The 16,585-nt window shown below is 30.8% G+C and carries 19 protein-coding genes; 16 read left to right on the top strand and 3 right to left on the bottom strand.

Going from position 1 to position 16,585, the window contains the following annotated elements; genetic code table 11:
• Positions 1 to 787 precede the first annotated feature (787 nt).
• Complete coding sequence (locus KTF99_RS17350) at positions 788 to 919, top strand: hypothetical protein (RefSeq protein WP_003538867.1); 132 nt, start codon at positions 788 to 790, stop codon at positions 917 to 919.
• Between the two features lie 305 nt (positions 920 to 1,224).
• Positions 1,225 to 1,524, top strand: a complete 300-nt coding sequence (locus tag KTF99_RS02830; RefSeq protein ID WP_003538865.1) for a hypothetical protein — start codon at positions 1,225 to 1,227, stop codon at positions 1,522 to 1,524.
• 38 nt (positions 1,525 to 1,562) lie between these two features.
• Here KTF99_RS02830 and KTF99_RS02825 read toward each other — a convergent pair whose 3' ends face one another.
• Positions 1,563 to 2,390: an oxidoreductase gene (locus KTF99_RS02825; protein ID WP_217215436.1), complete on the bottom strand. Its 828-nt coding sequence runs from the start codon at positions 2,388 to 2,390 to the stop codon at positions 1,563 to 1,565.
• A gap of 247 nt (positions 2,391 to 2,637) precedes the next feature.
• On the opposite strand from KTF99_RS02825, the gene KTF99_RS02820 reads away from it, so the two are divergent.
• From KTF99_RS02820 to KTF99_RS02790, 7 genes are all read left to right on the top strand, one after another.
• Positions 2,638 to 3,627: an ROK family protein gene (locus KTF99_RS02820; RefSeq protein WP_003538854.1), complete on the top strand. Its 990-nt coding sequence runs from the start codon at positions 2,638 to 2,640 to the stop codon at positions 3,625 to 3,627.
• 483 nt (positions 3,628 to 4,110) lie between these two features.
• The gene (locus KTF99_RS02815; protein WP_003538852.1) at positions 4,111 to 4,581 is read left to right on the top strand and encodes an RbsD/FucU domain-containing protein; all 471 of its coding nucleotides are present in this window, start codon (positions 4,111 to 4,113) and stop codon (positions 4,579 to 4,581) included.
• Positions 4,582 to 4,583: 2 nt separating this feature from the next.
• Positions 4,584 to 5,144, top strand: a complete 561-nt coding sequence (locus KTF99_RS02810; RefSeq protein WP_009008682.1) for a sugar O-acetyltransferase — start codon at positions 4,584 to 4,586, stop codon at positions 5,142 to 5,144.
• 143 nt (positions 5,145 to 5,287) lie between these two features.
• Positions 5,288 to 5,785, top strand: coding sequence for a MarR family winged helix-turn-helix transcriptional regulator (locus KTF99_RS02805; RefSeq protein WP_008792221.1), 498 nt, complete (start codon positions 5,288 to 5,290; stop codon positions 5,783 to 5,785).
• Positions 5,782 to 6,192, top strand: a complete 411-nt coding sequence (locus KTF99_RS02800; RefSeq protein WP_003538848.1) for a flavodoxin family protein — start codon at positions 5,782 to 5,784, stop codon at positions 6,190 to 6,192. The genes KTF99_RS02805 and KTF99_RS02800 overlap by 4 nt, the downstream gene beginning before the upstream one ends.
• The gene (locus KTF99_RS02795) at positions 6,183 to 6,890 is read left to right on the top strand and encodes a 16S rRNA pseudouridine(516) synthase (protein ID WP_008792220.1); all 708 of its coding nucleotides are present in this window, start codon (positions 6,183 to 6,185) and stop codon (positions 6,888 to 6,890) included. Before KTF99_RS02800 ends, KTF99_RS02795 begins: the two co-directional genes overlap by 10 nt.
• A 117-nt stretch (positions 6,891 to 7,007) precedes the next feature.
• Entirely contained in the window at positions 7,008 to 8,336 is a 1,329-nt protein-coding gene (locus KTF99_RS02790; protein WP_003538837.1) for an MATE family efflux transporter, read from the top strand.
• Between the two features lie 188 nt (positions 8,337 to 8,524).
• On the opposite strand, the gene KTF99_RS02785 is transcribed toward KTF99_RS02790, so the two are convergent.
• Together KTF99_RS02785 and KTF99_RS02780 are read right to left on the bottom strand one after the other, a co-directional pair.
• Positions 8,525 to 9,013, bottom strand: coding sequence for a Gx transporter family protein (locus KTF99_RS02785; RefSeq protein WP_003538835.1), 489 nt, complete (start codon positions 9,011 to 9,013; stop codon positions 8,525 to 8,527).
• A gap of 9 nt (positions 9,014 to 9,022) precedes the next feature.
• Positions 9,023 to 9,382, bottom strand: coding sequence for a NusG domain II-containing protein (locus KTF99_RS02780; RefSeq protein ID WP_008792218.1), 360 nt, complete (start codon positions 9,380 to 9,382; stop codon positions 9,023 to 9,025).
• Positions 9,383 to 9,395: 13 nt separating this feature from the next.
• Here KTF99_RS02780 and KTF99_RS02775 point away from each other — a divergent pair, with 13 nt between their 5' ends.
• The 7 genes from KTF99_RS02775 (at position 9,396) to KTF99_RS02745 (ending at position 16,519) form a co-directional block, all read left to right on the top strand.
• The gene (locus KTF99_RS02775) at positions 9,396 to 10,385 is read left to right on the top strand and encodes an FAD:protein FMN transferase (RefSeq protein ID WP_227174078.1); all 990 of its coding nucleotides are present in this window, start codon (positions 9,396 to 9,398) and stop codon (positions 10,383 to 10,385) included.
• Positions 10,386 to 10,456: 71 nt separating this feature from the next.
• A complete protein-coding gene (locus tag KTF99_RS02770; RefSeq protein ID WP_003538827.1) occupies positions 10,457 to 11,257 on the top strand; it encodes a Cof-type HAD-IIB family hydrolase in 801 nt (266 codons plus the stop codon).
• A gap of 152 nt (positions 11,258 to 11,409) precedes the next feature.
• Entirely contained in the window at positions 11,410 to 12,459 is a 1,050-nt protein-coding gene (vanG, locus tag KTF99_RS02765; protein WP_009299521.1) for a D-alanine--D-serine ligase VanG, read from the top strand.
• Positions 12,437 to 13,189: a D-alanyl-D-alanine carboxypeptidase family protein gene (locus tag KTF99_RS02760; protein WP_008792215.1), complete on the top strand. Its 753-nt coding sequence runs from the start codon at positions 12,437 to 12,439 to the stop codon at positions 13,187 to 13,189. The genes vanG and KTF99_RS02760 overlap by 23 nt, the downstream gene beginning before the upstream one ends.
• Positions 13,182 to 14,216 carry an acyltransferase gene (locus KTF99_RS02755; protein ID WP_008792214.1) on the top strand — a complete coding sequence of 345 codons (1,035 nt, stop codon included), beginning with the start codon at positions 13,182 to 13,184 and terminating at the stop codon, positions 14,214 to 14,216. Before KTF99_RS02760 ends, KTF99_RS02755 begins: the two co-directional genes overlap by 8 nt.
• Positions 14,176 to 15,306, top strand: coding sequence for a serine racemase VanT catalytic subunit (gene vanT, locus KTF99_RS02750; RefSeq protein ID WP_008792213.1), 1,131 nt, complete (start codon positions 14,176 to 14,178; stop codon positions 15,304 to 15,306). The genes KTF99_RS02755 and vanT overlap by 41 nt, the downstream gene beginning before the upstream one ends.
• A 22-nt stretch (positions 15,307 to 15,328) precedes the next feature.
• Positions 15,329 to 16,519: a M15 family metallopeptidase gene (locus KTF99_RS02745; RefSeq protein ID WP_003538820.1), complete on the top strand. Its 1,191-nt coding sequence runs from the start codon at positions 15,329 to 15,331 to the stop codon at positions 16,517 to 16,519.
• Positions 16,520 to 16,585: the final 66 nt, after the last annotated feature.

Below are 16,585 nucleotides of genomic sequence, written 5' to 3'. Positions count from 1 at the left end.
TTAACTACAGGAGCTAATATCATGGGTGCTGTATCTCAAGCAATTGCAATCGTAGCATCTATCTTAATTTATGCACCATTCTTAATTGCTTATGAAAGATATCAAAACAAACAAGCTGCAGAAGCTGCTGAATAATTTGATAATAAAAAGTGTATCTTTAAAAAGATGCACTTTTTTAAATTTCAAAAATAAATAAAATAATTTATAAAAAGGTTGATTAATTCATATTAAATTAACATTCATGAGAGATTATAATAGTGCAAGGTAGATAACTTGTATAAATAGTCACTACTCCCTAAAATATCTATTGACACTATTTGTTTTAATCAGTGACTATTTTTATTTTTTTATTAAGCCGTATAGGCTTTTTTATTTTAGTAAAATAATCTTTTCTTGGCTTTTAATAAACTGAGTTGTTATAATTCGAATAATCAAGTAACAGTAATGTGTAAATCTAGATATTGGGTTTGCGCATTTTTTATTTGCATTTTCAAGTGAGGACGCTTAAGCAAACGATTGGGGTATTTGAAAAAATAGTAGAGAGTATAAAAAATGGTTATACGGCCACTAATTAGAGTACTGCTCAGTTGTACTGGTGGATTAACAACTAGTTCTTTACGATATCTTATAGTAAGCTATTTGCAGTAGGAAATCACTATGATGTAATTGTTTTAAGCACCACAAATTTTTACTAAATATGATGCTAGACATGCTCTTACATTGATTGAAGATAAGATTGATCATATTGAGGGAAAAAGTTATATCACTTGAACCCTTGTCATTGAAAATGGCAACCCATAAAGGTGTTAAGATCTTATGTATCTCAGTCATTAGAATCAGTGAGCGGGTTTGGTTGATGCATCGTATTTATGATGAACAAAATATTATTATTCTTGATGAAGAACTTACTAAGAATTGAACCATTTTAGAAGATATATATGATATTTTAAATGTTATATTAATAAAATACCAAGATATTAGAAAAATTGGGATAAGTATGCCAGATATAATTAATCATGGCAGTCTTCTCTTATTTCTGGAAGATTTTGATTGTTAGTGTCTTAGAGCCGGGGATTATTGCTTTTTCGTGTTAACTTACATTATAGGTAGATAAGTTAGTTTATAAAATGGAAAAATATATCTTGGAAATTGTGAAAATCGTTAGTTTAAAGGAGTGTATTTTATTAGGAAAAATGATTTTATATGTATAAGCAATGAATAAAAATGAGATTACTAAGTATTATTAAAGTAATTGTGGTAATGATAGATGCAAGGAGTGAATGGAATGTGAAAGATGGACAAACTAAGTTTTATGAATATTATTTAAAAAGAGTGAAACCTGAGTATCAAGATGCAGCACAGCATTTATTAAAAGAAAGTTTCAAAAGACAAGCTGATGGAAATTTTGATGATAATTTTATTAATAAATTTGTTAAAGAGACTCAAGTTTATATTGAAACAGATAAATTAACAGAAGTTTTAGAAATAATTGAACATTTTTGTACTGGACATTTTAATAACTGAATCAAAGTAAAGCCTCCGGTTATTAGGAGGCTTTACTTCTATTCAAAATCTGATTGACTACTAATATTTTTCCAAGTTTCGATTTCTTGAATTCTTTCTTCTAAAGCACTAGCTACGATCTTGGTAGCATCACTACCTAAGAGAAGACGGAAAGGATAGTTGTCTTTTTCAATTGTATCAACAATAACTTGACCACCTTTATCAGGATCACCAGGTTGATTTTTATGATTAACGACATTCTCTTTACGAGTTTTCCCAGCTGTTTCGTTATAATCATCGATCTTATTTTTAGTCCCTTTTAGTGAAGTATCATAAAAATTAGTTCGGAAAGAACCTGGTTGTGCTATCATGATCTTGATTCCTAGCGGTTTTAATTCTTTAGCTAGACCATCAGTCATTAATTCTAAAGCAGCCTTACTAGCAGCATAATAACCAGAACCTACACCCGATCTAACCGCTGCAATTGATGATACGTTGACAATAGCACCGTTTTTGTTAGCTCGCATTTGTGGTAATACTTCTTTAATTAGTTCGATTGGCCCAAAGAAGTTAGTATTAAATAAAAGATTAACATCATCTATGTCACCTTCTTCAACTGAAGAACGATATCCATATCCAGCATTATTAATCAATACATCAATTGTTCCAAATCTTTCTTGTGCTTGTTTTACTGCAGCACTAATACTCTCTTTTTTGGTAATATCTAGAGCCACTCCTAAAGCTGTATTTGGATATTGATCAACTAGATCGGCAATTTTACTTGTATCACGAGCAGTAACAACAGCATTATCCCCTTTCTTTAATACCGCTTTAGCAATGCCGTGTCCAATTCCGCTAGAGCATCCTGTAATTAACCATGTTTTCATTTTAAGTCCTCCTTCATGTATTTATCTTTTCTACATTTATAGTATAGAACTTAGAGTTAACTATAAGTCAATATAAAAATAAAAAAATTAAATATTCTCTTTTTGTCAGTTGCCCAAAAGACATTTTTATCATATAATAATGAATGTGTTAATGACGTACTTGAATTAAAAGCCCTTTGGAGACAAAGGGTATTTTTCTTTTAAAAATACTGATATAATCAAAAATAATTGAAAAGGGCTGATAAATGTGAATAGAATTGGAACTGGAAAACTACGAGATTTAAATGATCAAATCATTTTGAAATTGTTATTAAGACATCAAGAAGTGACAAAAAAAGAACTAGCTAATTATTCAAGATTGACAGTAGCTACAGTAGGAACGATTCTTAATGATTTTTTGGATAATGGAACTGTTGTTGAAAAAGAAATTATTTATTTAAAAAAAGGTCGTCCTACTAAAAAATATGGATTGAATCCAGAATATTTTCATTCATTGTGTTTATTTGTACAAAGAAAAAGAGGCAGAGATTATCTTTGCTGGCAAATCATTGATGCCCTTGCAAGTGTACTAAAACAGGGTAAAGAATTAGTAAATGATTTAAAATTAGAGGATATTTTAAAATTCATTAAATATCTTTTATCACAAGATTCGAGAATCCAAATAATTGGTTTAGGGGTACCGGCAATAATTTCTAAAGAGATAGTAATTGAATCAGATATTCCTAATTTAAAAAATGTAAATCTTAAAGCTGAAATCGAGAAGGCTACAGGATTAAAGACAGTTGTTAAAAATGATATGAATTATACTGCTTATGGCTGCTATTTACATAATAATAAAAAGGATCTTTGTTATGTGACGTTTCCATTAAATTCTGGACCTGGCTGTGGGAGTGTTATTAATGGTAAATTAATAGAAGGAGAAAATAGTATTGCTGGTGAAATCTTATATTTACCATTTTTTAAATACCTAAAACAAGAACAGTTATGCTTTGATTATTCACCAGAAGATGTGGCTTTATCATTATGTTGTGTAGCATCGATAATAAATCCTTCAATCGTGATTTTAACAGGTGAAGCTATTGAGGCTGATGATATATTAAAAATCAAGAAGATTTGTTTAGAGTATTTACCAAGTGAATTTATGCCTGAATTAACGTATTGTGCTAATTATGAAAATGATTATTTATTGGGAATACAGGAAGTTATTAGAGAAAGTTTCATTAAACAAGACAAATAAAACAACTGTTATTGATATAAAAACCTCCTAGATAGTGTAAATAATTAAACACTGAATAGGAACTTTTATATTGTTGAGGGGACAAAAGTATGCTAAAGCGTATAAATTAGAAATTGTCAAAGAACATCTAAATAATCATAAATCTTTCCTTGAATTGAAAGAGAAATATGGATTTATATGTTTGTTGGACGAACAGTATTATCATCAGATTTATCAGTTTGATGTTCAATACCAGAAAATAAAAAGATTATGAAATATGAGACTGAACACTATAGTAATAATATTTGCATAGCTTAACCTGTTTATTTCTAAATAATAAATGAAGTTATTATTTTTGATAACTTCAAATCTAATAATTTGATTGTTTCATCTATTTATTTGATTAGGACGGTTCAAGGACAGTTGTTTTATTTGTTGACTTTTTTATTAGATAACTTATAATTATTAATTAATAAAAGACTTTTAATAAATAAGGAGATAAGTGTGAAACCAAAAAAGAGAATTCTTCATGAACGTTTGGCAGCAGTTGTTGCTAGTCTGCGTCATGGTGAGATGTTATTTATTGCTGATGCTGGCAGTGGAACATCTAGTAAAGCCCTATACCCACTGGATTCAAGTGTTGAATATATAGATGTAGAAGTAGTGACCGGTTCACCAAGTTTTGAGGATATAGTAACTACACTAGTTGCTTGTGGTGATTTTGAAGGAGCAATCGTCACAGAAGATATGATTGAAGTAAATCAAAAAGATTATCAGTTACTGGTTGATTTGTTGGGAAAGAAAAATATTCATTCGATGCATTACATTCCTGAATATTATGAAATGCGTGATCGTTGTAAAGCAGTGGTACAAACAGGTGATTATGGTGTACATGCACAGGCAATTTTAATTGCAGGGTATCCTAGTGCAGAGATTAGTATGAAATGGTTAAAAGAAGGAATAAAGGGGAAATAAAAATGACAGAACGTGAAAAAATGGAATTAGGAATGTGGTATGATGCAAATAATGATGAAGAATTATTAAAACAAAGAGTATTAGCTAAAGATTTGTGTTTTGATCTAGATCACATAAAACCTAGCAGTTATGAAAAAAGATTAGAAGTGATTACAAGTTTGTTAGGTTATCAACCTATAAACATAGAGCTTATAAGTCCCTTTATGTGTGATTATGGAAATAAGATTAAAATTGGTAAAAATGCTTTTATTAATAGTAATTGTTATTTTATGGATGGTGGTGGAATTGAATTAGGAGATAATGTTTATATAGGACCTTCATGTGGTCTATATACTGCTATTCATCCTACCGAATATAAAATTAGAAATACTGGTTTAGAACAAGCGCTACCAATTAAAATTGGTAATAATGTGTGGTTAGGTGGTAATGTAGTTATTTTACCAGGGGTAACGATTGGCGATGGCTGTGTAATTGGAGCAGGCAGTGTTGTGACTAAAGATATTGCTCCTAATAGTGTTGCTTGTGGAAATCCCTGTAAAGTAATAAGATCAATCGAAAATTAAAATATCTGTTTTAGAGGTTATAGTGAGAAGTCATTATAACTTTTTATTATGAAATAATCTGATGAAAGTATTTGTTTATTGACAGATTGGTAACTAGTTACTATAATAAAAATAAGTAACTAGTTACGGATATGGAGAGAATGATGAAAAAATCAAGTTATGAATTATTAGGACAGGATCCTAAATGGGTCAAAAAACTGTTATTTGCGGGTGTGTTTATTCAGGAGAATAAGTTACATGCGATATTTGATCGTTACAATGAAATGACGAGTAAACAATGGTTATTAATGGCTACGATGACTTCATTTACTGATGCTCCTGATTTAAGCATGTTAGCAAAAGTGATGGGGTGTTCACGACAAAATGTAAAAAAATTAGCACTGAGTTTGGAAAAGCAGGGATATGTGATTTTAGAGAAGTCACCCAAAGATGCACGTTCGTTATGTGTGGTAATGAGTAAACAGGGATTGCGCTTTAGAAAAGATATGGAAGAATTAACAGATGAGGTACATCAAGCTTTATTTAGTGAATTTAGTAATGAAGAAATCACTCAGTATTATCAGTTATCAATTAAATTAATGCATGGGATCGATCATTTAGAAGTATTTTTTAAAAATCGTCAAAAGGGGGCAGAAGGATGATTGAAGTAATATATAAAAGTAAAAAGAATAATAAGAAAATTGCGAAGGCAATTGCTGACGAACTTCAAGTCGATGCTAAAAATATTAAACAAGTGCAAGATGTTAAAGCAGATATTTTATTTTTAGGATGTCCAATTTTAGGAGGAAATATTCCTGAACAAGTAACTAGGTTTGTAGCACAACTTGATGCTAATAAAGTTAAGAAGGTTATTTTATTTTCTGCTAACGGTTTTGGAACAGATCAATTTACTAATGTTAAAGCACAGCTTAAAGAAAAGGGAATAATTTATGGACCGGTGTTTTCATGTAAAGGAAGTGCTTTTATTTTTAAAAACTTTGGACATCCTGATAAAAAGGATATCCAGGCAGCTAAAAAGTTTGCTAAAGAAGTTCTAAAATGGAGGTGAGTCGAATTAAAGATCTATATTATGTTTTAATGAAGAATAAACTAGGGAATCACAAGATATGTAAAACCTTGATTAGGCATGGGGAAATTAGGGTGAACGATCAAGTAATTACAGATGTTCGTTATCCAGTAAAGGCGGATGATATTATTATGTATCATCATATTCAATTGAATGCCCAGCCATTTGTTTATTATATGATGAATAAACCGGCTGACTATCTTTGTGCAAATCATGATAAATATCATCAGTGTGTAATTGATCTGATTGGGCGAGAAGATTGCTATTGTTTAGGGCGTTTAGATATTGATACAACAGGGCTATTGATAATTACTAATGACACTTCACTATCAAAAAAATTATTATTACCACAAAATCATGTTAATAAAAAATATTATGTGACTACTAAATTTCCGCTTAAAGATGAATTGATTAAAAAATTCTCTGATGGTGTAGTGATTGATCACAAGGTTCAATGTTTACCTAGTTTATTGGAAATACTTGATGAATACCATTGTTTAGTAACTATCAATGAGGGGAGGTATCATCAAATTAAAAAAATGTTTAAATCATGTCAAAATGAAGTGTGTACACTTAAACGAATTGCTTTTGCAGGAATAGAACTTGATCAAAAATTAGCTTTAGGGGAATATCGAGACTTGACCTCAACAGAATTGATAACTTTGTTTAAGCATTGTTAGACTAATAATTTGTTTTTAGACCTCATTTGTGAGGTTTTTTTGCTTTTCCAGAAAATGAAATTTACTTTGTTCAAAAGAATATGGGCGTATAATAGGTAACTGTAGGGGGCGTGAGGAATGTTATTTGATAACAAAGCATTAAAAAAATTAATTATTCCCTTGGTTGTGGAACAATTATTAGTAATTACAGTAGGTTTTGCAGATACTGTTATGGTTGCTAGCGTCGGCGAAGCAGCAGTATCAGCAGTTTCGCTGGTTGATGCAATTAATATTTTATTAATCAATATTTTTGCTGCATTAGGAACAGGGGGAGCAGTAGTTGCAGCCCAGTTTATTGGACAGGGTTCTAAAGATAAGGCAAAGTATTCAGCAAAACAGTTGATTTTGATTACAGCATTATTGTCAGTAATTATCATGGTGATAGTTATTGCATTTAATGTGCCATTATTACACATGGTTTTTGGAAATGTTGAAGTAGATGTAATGAAAAATGCAGAAATCTATTTTTTATTTTCAGCAATGTCGTATCCTTTTATTGCATTATATAACTCTGGAGCAGCATTATTTAGGGCAATTGGTAACTCTAAAATATCGATGATTAATAGTGCAGTCATGAATGTTATTAATATTATTTTAAATGCAATTTTTATTTTCGTTTTTAGATGGGGGGTATTTGGTGCCGTATTAGCAACGCTGATTGCCAGAGCAGTAGCTTGTATCGTAATTTTAAAGATGTTAAGTCATCGGGATAATGATGTATGTGTAAATGATTATCTTCATTGGAAATTTGACTTTATGTATATAAAAAAGATTTTAGCAATTGGGATACCTTCGGGATTAGAAAATGGGATGTTTCAGCTAGGGAAAATCTTAGTACAAAGTTTAATTGCAACTTTTGGGACATATTCAATTGCAGCTAATGCTGTTTCGAATAACTTGGCTCAAATGCAGATTATTCCTGGGATGGCAATGTCTTTGGCGATGGTGACGGTTGTAGGTCAATGTGTAGGTGCAAATGATTATAAACAAGCAAAATATTATGTTAAAAAGTTATTAAAAATTACTTATCTTTCAATGGCTGGATTAATTGTAGTTTTAATTATTGCAACACCTTCAATTTTAACATTCTATTCATTATCAAAAGAAACGACGGACCTTGCATACCAATGTATCTTTTTACATGCAATTATTGCAGCATTAATCTGGCCTACGTCATTCACATTTCCAAATGCTTTAAGAGCAGCAAATGATGCTAAGTTTACGATGATAGTTTCAGCTGCATCAATGCTAATATTTAGATTATGCTTTAGTTATGTTTTGGGACAATATATGAATCTTGGATTAATTGGTGTTTGGATTGCAATGTTTATTGATTGGGGAGTTCGTTGTATTTTCTTTATCTGGCGCTATTTTAGTGGAAAATGGATGAATCGGCAATTAGTTTAATAAAAAAAGATTGACTTAAAGTAATGTTTAAGGAGTATAGTACTATCGTAGCAAAGTAAGTGATCATGTAGATTATTTTTCTCTCCCAATATAAAATATTACATGATCATTTCATTTGCTGCTAAAAATGAGAGTTATATTGTTGTTTGAAAAGGAAGAAATTCCTTTTTTTAGTAAAAAACAATTCATTATGATAGTTGTTTAGGTAGTTTGGCTAAAATAATTTGGCCTAAGATACCAATGACACTACCTGTAATAAGTGATAAGATTATTAAATAAGGTAGATAATAAATAATATTAAAACCATAGAAAATTAAGGCTACTAGGATTTGTCCTAGATTATGAAAGATTGCGCCGGAAATACTAATGATCAAAGTTGAAAAGAGTTTGGTTTTTTTTAAAAGAACCATAATGACTAAACTTAATAAAGCACCGCTTAAACTATATAAAAACATATAGTAGTTAGTAAAAACACTGGCAATAATAAAAACTCGCAGGAGAGTGATGATTAAAGCGTCTCTAAATCCAAAGCGATATAGTGCAATTAATCCGATGAGGTTAGCAAGGCCGAGTTTTGCACCAGGAATTCCAAAGTTAATAGGAATAAAGGTTTCAAGATAACCGAGAATAATTGCGATTGCGATTAGTAAAGATAAATAGGTAATTCTTTTAGTCATTGGGGCCTCCTATTTGGATGATGAATCAACATCGTTATATTGATTAGAAACAATTGCAATAACAACTTGATTAGGCAAACAAATAATTTGTTCACCATTTTTAGATATCGTTCCTTGTTTGATACATAATTTATCAGGGCAAGTAGCATCTTTCATATGTACACTTCCGTGATTGATCACGATCATATTTTTATCACTAATCTTAATTGTCTGATCAATCTCTAGAGGAACAGTACGATATACTTGATTATTAACGGTGATTTTCACGTAAGCAGCTTTTTGACTGAAATAAAAATGATTAAAAAGTAGTGCCCCGATAATAACGACAAAAATTATGAAAATAATAATGAAGTCTTTCTTCTTAAACATAGCTACCTCCAGAATGAAAGGAAATGACATGAAAAAACGTTGGTTTATAAAAATTTTAATAATCTTAATTATATTTTGTGGATGTATGAATAAACAGCCTCTAAGTCAAACGCAGCTTCTTTTAGATACGCAAGTTACGATTACTTTATATGATTGTGCTTCGTCTAATATTCTAGATGAATGTTTTGCTATTTGCAAGGACTACGAGCTTCTCTTTTCCCGGACTAATCCCAAAAGTGAATTATATCAGCTCAATCATCAAGATAAAACTAAACCAATTAAAATATCCAAGGAACTTGCTAAAGTTATAAATATTGGTTTGGAATATAGTAAATTATCTAATGGTACTTTTGATATTACAGTAGGACAATTGATTGATTTGTGGGATTTTAAAGCTGATACTCCAAAATTGCCGGAAACTTCAGCAATAGCCGGTGCTTTGACGTCGATTGGATATAGGGGAATTACTTTAAATGATAGTACAATTAGTTTTAGTAATCCTAATACTATAATAGATCTAGGGGCTGTTGCAAAGGGATATATTGCTGATAAAATTAAGGAATACTTAATTGAGCAGGGAGTAGACAGTGCAATTATCAATTTAGGTGGTAATGTTCTTTGTGTAGGGAAAAAGAATAGTGATGATTTTACAATTGGTATTACTGATCCTAAAGGAAGTAGTGACATTTTAAAATTAAAAATTAATGATCAGTCGGTTGTAACTTCAGGAATTTATCAACGTTATTTTGAAGTTGAAGGGAAGTATTATCATCATATCTTAAATCCGAAGACGGGATATAGTTATGATAATGGGTTAGCTTCAGTTACGATTATTAGTAATCATTCAGTTGATGGTGATGCATTAAGCACAGTATGTTTTACTTTAGGTAAAGAGCAGGGGTTAGCATTAGTAAATCAATTAGCGGGGATAGAAGCTGTGTTTATTGATACAAACAATGCTCTTTATTACAGTGATCATGCAAAAGATTATGTGATTCAGTAATTATTTTCATAATATTAAAATATCTCATAAAAGATATGAATTTCTTTATACTTAAAAGAAGGAGGAGCATTATGAATACGAAAATAGCGTTTTTTGATATTGATGGGACATTAGTTAATGTACCTAATGGGATGTTACATCCAACTGATGAGACAATAAGGGTTTTAAATGAATTTAAAAATCAAGGTAATAAGATCGTCATTGCAACAGCTCGGGGTGAAGTACCTGAAAGTGTGGCAAACATTGAATTTGATGGGTATATTTGTAATGATGGACATTATATTCGTTTTAATAATGAGATTTTGATTGATGAACAATTTGATAATGGAATGGTGCAGAAGCAATTAGATGTATATGCAAAATATAATGGTCGTTCAATGTTTAATGGTCGCGGTGGTGCATGGTGCAGTTTTCTTGATGATGAATTGGTTATAAAACATCGTGCTATGTTTCAGGGAACAACTGAAAGACCAACTGATGTTAATGAGGTATTTAAAACTAGTGATGTTAAAGCGGTAAGCTGTTGTGTTTTATTTGATAGTGCAGCACAGTTGTGGGCAGCTTATCATGAATTAGAAGATGAATTTACGATGATTCCGTATGATACAGGTTTGATTCGAATGGATGTTTATTGCAAAGGGTTCACTAAGGGAACTGCTTGTGAATATTTATATCAAAAATTAGGAATTGATTATGAAAACACGTATGCTTTTGGTGACGGTATCAACGATGTAGAGATGTTACAATTGGTTAAACATGGTATTGCTATGGGGAATGCTATTCCTAAATTAAAAAGTGTAGCAAGTGAAATAACTGATAGTGTTGATAATGATGGGATTGCTCAAAGTTTTAAAAAGCATTTTAATATTTAACAGTAAAGTCAGCAGAATGCTGATTTTTTTGTAAGAAAAATGTAAGAAATAAGTGGGAATTTTGTGATTTTTTCTTATGAAGAAATTAAAAAATGAAGAGCGTTTTTTTTATATTATAGATTTATCGAAGGAGTAGTAAGGAAGGATATAATATGAAAAGAAAAACAATAGCTATTTTATTTGGAGGAAAATCAAGTGAATATGAAGTGTCGCTACAATCAGCAGCTGCGATTATAAAGAATTTTCCGCAAGAAAAATATGATCTTTATTTAATCGGGATTACGAGAGCAGGACAGTGGTTTCATTATGATGGGGAAATTGAAAAAATTAGTAATGATACTTGGAATCAAGAACTGCTTAATCCAGTGACGGTATGTTTAGAACCAGAAAGACAAGCAGTGATGGAAATAGTTGATAATAAAATAATCTATCAGCAAATTGATGCGGTTTTACCGGTCTTGCATGGAAAAAATGGTGAGGATGGTACTGTTCAAGGATTAATGGAGCTTGCAAAAATACCAGTACTTGGCTGCGGATTATTAGCATCAGCATTATGTATGGATAAATATCGAGCTCACCAGTTAGTCAAAGCAGCAGGGATAAAGGTTACTAGGTCTGTGCTTGTACATAATATAAATGATTTTAATGTTAAAGCATTGAATTTTCCATTATTTGTTAAACCATTAAAAGCTGGATCATCATATGGAATTAGTAAAGTTGTCAAAGTGGAAGAATTAACAAAAGCACTTGAATATGCCTTTAATTACGATAATGAAGTAATTGTAGAGGAAGCTGTTGAAGGGTTTGAGGTAGGTTGTGCGATTATTGGCAACGATGAATTGACTGTTGGTGAGGTAGATGAAATAGAATTATCGGGAGGTTTTTTTGATTATGATGAAAAGTATACTTTGAAAACTTCAACAATTCATATGCCCGCTAGAATTGATGAAGTAACGGCAAGGAAAATTCAAGAAACTGCAAAAATTATTTATCAGACATTAGCTTGTCAGAATTTTGCTAGGGTAGACATGTTTTTAACGCCAAACAATGAAATAGTTTTTAATGAGGTTAATACGATTCCTGGTTTTACTGATCATAGCCGTTTTCCCCAGATGATGAAAGGAGTAGGTTTTGAATTTAGTGAATTAATAGATAAAATTGTTGCGATAGGGCTTAAGTATGCAGATGGTAACTTTAAATAAAGATGATATTTACCAAGGTCCATTAGTATTGGTTAATCATAATTATCCAATTGCAAATAACTATCAAATTACTAACTGTTCGACTGCCAAGGATTCAACAATATCATTAGAAAAAACGGCTATGGAGATGCTAACAAAAGCATTACAGGAAATTAAAGCAGAAGATAAGATTGTTTTAGTCAGTGGTTTAAGAAGCGGTCAAGAACAAGCTATGATCTATAATCAGGCTATTCAAAATCATGGAAAAGAGTTTGTTGATAAGTTTGTTGCTAGAGTGAACTGTAGTGAGCATCAAACAGGTCTAGCCATTGATTTAGCAGTAAAAAATGAAACAATTGATATCTTTTGTCCTGATTTTACAAGTCAGGAAATCTGTCAACAATTTCGTGATATTGCAAGTGATTATGGCTTTATTCAGAGATATTCTAAAAATAAAATTGATTTTACCAAAATTAGTGAGGAACCATGGCATTTTCGCTATGTTGGGATTGTTCATGCAAAAATTATGGAAGAAAATCAGTGGTGTTTTGAAGAATATCATTTATATATAAAAAATCATTCTATTTTCAATCCATATGTTTTAGAATGCCAAGGAAAGTTAGTTGAAGTATTTTATGTTCCAGCAGTTAATGAACAGACTAAGTTAAACTTAAGTGATCATGGTAGTTATCAAATATCGGGAAATAATTGTGATGGTTTTATTATTACATCATGGAGGCCATATGTCTAAAGTAAAAGGTTATCCCTTAATCGACTGTTTTAGGATAATTGCTGCAATTTTAGTTGTCACGATTCATACTTCACCATTAGATACAATTAGCCCAACTTTAGATTTTTATTTAACTCGTGGATTAGGACGTATTGCAGTACCATTCTTTTTTATCACAACTGCTTATTTCTATTTTCTTAATCCCAGTAAAAAACGACTATATAAGATTATTAAACAGACACTATTGATTTATTTAGCAGCAATAATTATTTATTTACCATTAAATCTTTATAATCATTATTTTAATCAAAGTAATCTGATTTATGAAATAATTAAAGATGTTTTGTTCGATGGAACTTTCTATCATTTGTGGTATTTACCAGCAACAGTTCTAGGATTGATCATTGTTGCAGTATTAGATAAACGGGTATCTTTATTAACGAGTTTTTCAATTGTGGTACTACTTTATTTAATTGGATTAGGTGGTGATTCGTATTATGGTTTGATACACCCATATTGTAAATGGGGGTATGACTTGATTTTTTTAATAAGTGATTATACACGAAATGGTATTTTCTTTGCACCGTTATTCATTTGGATTGGAAAACTTCTTGCGGTAAAGCAATTTAACTTTAGTTTAAGAGTAATCGTTATTAGCACGATATTAGCAATAAGTTTGATGTTTATAGAAATATCACTATTGAAAGGTTATCAAGATGCAGCAGATTATGTTTTTGTACGTCATGATTCAATGAATATCTTATTGCCGGTAGTAATGTTTTGGCTATATCAGGGACTTTTACGAATATCAGGCAAACGAATATCTAAATGTAAAGATCTATCGTTAGCTATTTATCTTTTTCATCCCTTGATGATTGTTGTTGTTCGTGGAATAGGTAAATTATTGAAGTGTGATCATTTAGTTGTTGACCCGCTGATTCAGTTTATTAGTGTATTGATAATAACTGTTTTATTTTCAGAGATTTTATTGAAAGGAAAAGAGAAGTATGGTGAATATTCGCACAAGTCGCAGTTGGATCGAAGTTGATCTAGATGCAATCACGCATAATCTTGATGAATTGAGTTCATTATTAAATAAAAATAGTTCATTAATGGTAGTTGTTAAAGCAGAAGGATATGGTCATGGGTTAGTAGAAGTTGCGAAACATTGTCAAAAAATGGGAATTGAAGCTTTTGCAGTTGCTACTATCGATGAAGGTATCAAACTTCGAGAACATGGGATATATGGCGAAATTTTAGTACTTGGTTATAGTCATCCCATTCGTGCAATTGAATTACATAATTATCGTTTGATTCAAACCATTGTAAATCGTGAGCATGCTCGGCAATTAAATGAAAGTGGGCATATGATCAATGTTCATATTAAGATTGATACTGGAATGCATCGTTTAGGTTTTGATTTAAGCGATTATGAGAGTATTAAAGAAATATATGATTACCAGTTTATTCATATTCAGGGTTATTTTACACATCTTTGTGTTTGTGATAGTAAAAGGAAAGTTGATCAAGAATACACCCAAAAACAAATAGCTGCTTTTTATGATTTAATTAATGAATTAAAATTAAGACATTATGATATAGGAAAGGTTCATCTTCAAAGTAGTTATGGATTAGTAAATTATCCTGAAATCAATGCCGATTATGCTCGGGTTGGGATTTTAATGTATGGAGTGTACTCAACGTTCAATGATTATTCAAAAGTACAATTAGATTTAAAACCAGCTTTAACAATTAAAGCACAAATTGCAATGCTGCATTATTTGACTAAAGGCGCGAGTCTTGGTTATGGCTTGACTTATAAGGTTAATCGTGATAGTGTAATTGCCGTTATTCCAATTGGCTATGGTGATGGATTGCCACGTATACTTTCTTCAAATGGAAGTGTTTTGATCAAAGGTCAAAAGTGTCCAATCGTTGGAAGAATTTGTATGGATCAAATGCTTGTAGATGTTAGCGAGATTAGTGATATCAGTGATAATGATCTAGTCACCGTAATTGGTCAAGATGGTACAGAAGAAATTAGGGTAGAAGAAATTGCACTTGAAGCTAATACAATTAGTAATGAGATTTTGAGTCGTTTAGGAAGTCGACTGCCAAGAATATATCGAGGAGGATAATAGGTTGAAAAGAAGCAGTTACATGTCGTACAATGAAAAGAAAAAAATCCCTTATAAAGTAATCATTAGTGTATTAATCGCTATGTTAATACTTGGGACATTGATTGCATTTAATTTTACAAGAATTCGGTTAATGACGAAGGGCTATGGTTGGTCTGAACAAAGCATTATTTTACAGCTAAATGATAATGAGATTGAGCGTTATTTGGATGCGGAAAAGGTCAGTGATCTAAGTTCCTGGAATGAATATAAAAATAAAAAACATTATTTAGAGTATCAGACATATCAAAAAGAACATCAAGATTATTCAAAAAAAGAAGTAATAAAATATATTGATACTTTCTATCAGGATTATTATCAAGATCTCAAGGATTTAAAATATAGTTATAAACAAGTATTATCTTTAATGAAAGTTGCAGAGCTGTCTGATTTTAAGGTAATCGTCGATAATAAATATACATATTCGCAAATTAAATCTTATTTAAAGATTAATGGAATGGTCTTTGAGGATCTGCCTAAGTATCTTGCAAGTAATCAAGAGCCAATAACAGCTGTACTTACGGTTACTTACCCATTTATTGATGCTAATAATGCTGTTGGATCAGAATATGAAGTTTTAGATCCTAGTAATACACTTCTGTTGATTAAAAAGGGTTTTGTGTTACCTAAAGATTATGTCCCTGCTGATCTTGTTGTACCTGATATACCAATTGCTCCTGATAATAACCATAATAAACTTCGAAAAGATGCAGCTAAAGCATTAGAAGATATGAATAAAGATGCTTTAAAAGAAGATTATCATTTAGTTTTAAATAGTGGATATCGCTCATATGATGAACAAGTAGAAATTTATAATGATTATTTTAACCGTTATGATGAAGTCACTGCTAGTGGTTTAGTTGCGAAACCTGGCTCAAGTGAACATCAATTAGGGTTAGGAGTAGATTTAACTAGCCAAAGTGTAATTGATAAAAAGAGAATGGTTTTTGGTGATACGGATGAGTATAAATGGGTTGCTAAAAATGCTTATAAATATGGCTTTATTCTTCGTTATCCTAAAAATCGTTCGGATATTACTGGAACTGCTAATGAGCCATGGCATTTACGTTATGTTGGTAAGAAAGCAGCTAAAATAATTTATGATAATAATTGGACTCTAGAAGAATATATTTTAAAATATGGTTTTGATTATGAATTAAAGAAAATTGATTAAGCATCCTTTGGATGCTTTTATTATTTTCAATTAAACTTTTAATATGTTAAAATCATTATCATAAAA

Origin of the sequence: Erysipelatoclostridium sp. MSK.7.34 (assembly GCF_019041935.1) — a bacterium.
Taxonomy (GTDB): Bacteria; Bacillota_I; Bacilli_A; order Erysipelotrichales; family Coprobacillaceae; genus Thomasclavelia; species Thomasclavelia ramosa.
Note: the sequence above shows the minus strand (reverse complement) of the source record. Positions and strands in the feature narration are given on the sequence as shown.

Bases quoted from the DNA above. Each gene is read 5' to 3' on its own strand.
- KTF99_RS17350 (WP_003538867.1), top strand. From the start codon at position 788: ATGGCAACCCATAAAGGTGTTAAGATCTTATGTATCTCAGTCATTAGA.
- KTF99_RS02830 (WP_003538865.1), top strand. From the start codon at position 1,225: ATGAGATTACTAAGTATTATTAAAGTAATTGTGGTAATGATAGATGCA.
- KTF99_RS02825 (WP_217215436.1), bottom strand. From the start codon at position 2,390: ATGAAAACATGGTTAATTACAGGATGCTCTAGCGGAATTGGACACGGC.
- KTF99_RS02810 (WP_009008682.1), top strand. From the start codon at position 4,584: ATGACAGAACGTGAAAAAATGGAATTAGGAATGTGGTATGATGCAAAT.
- KTF99_RS02805 (WP_008792221.1), top strand. From the start codon at position 5,288: ATGAAAAAATCAAGTTATGAATTATTAGGACAGGATCCTAAATGGGTC.
- KTF99_RS02800 (WP_003538848.1), top strand. From the start codon at position 5,782: ATGATTGAAGTAATATATAAAAGTAAAAAGAATAATAAGAAAATTGCG.
- KTF99_RS02795 (WP_008792220.1), top strand. From the start codon at position 6,183: ATGGAGGTGAGTCGAATTAAAGATCTATATTATGTTTTAATGAAGAAT.
- KTF99_RS02790 (WP_003538837.1), top strand. From the start codon at position 7,008: ATGTTATTTGATAACAAAGCATTAAAAAAATTAATTATTCCCTTGGTT.
- KTF99_RS02785 (WP_003538835.1), bottom strand. From the start codon at position 9,013: ATGACTAAAAGAATTACCTATTTATCTTTACTAATCGCAATCGCAATT.
- KTF99_RS02780 (WP_008792218.1), bottom strand. From the start codon at position 9,382: ATGTTTAAGAAGAAAGACTTCATTATTATTTTCATAATTTTTGTCGTT.
- KTF99_RS02775 (WP_227174078.1), top strand. From the start codon at position 9,396: ATGAAAGGAAATGACATGAAAAAACGTTGGTTTATAAAAATTTTAATA.
- KTF99_RS02770 (WP_003538827.1), top strand. From the start codon at position 10,457: ATGAATACGAAAATAGCGTTTTTTGATATTGATGGGACATTAGTTAAT.
- vanG (WP_009299521.1), top strand. From the start codon at position 11,410: ATGAAAAGAAAAACAATAGCTATTTTATTTGGAGGAAAATCAAGTGAA.
- KTF99_RS02760 (WP_008792215.1), top strand. From the start codon at position 12,437: ATGCAGATGGTAACTTTAAATAAAGATGATATTTACCAAGGTCCATTA.
- KTF99_RS02755 (WP_008792214.1), top strand. From the start codon at position 13,182: ATGTCTAAAGTAAAAGGTTATCCCTTAATCGACTGTTTTAGGATAATT.
- vanT (WP_008792213.1), top strand. From the start codon at position 14,176: ATGGTGAATATTCGCACAAGTCGCAGTTGGATCGAAGTTGATCTAGAT.
- KTF99_RS02745 (WP_003538820.1), top strand. From the start codon at position 15,329: ATGTCGTACAATGAAAAGAAAAAAATCCCTTATAAAGTAATCATTAGT.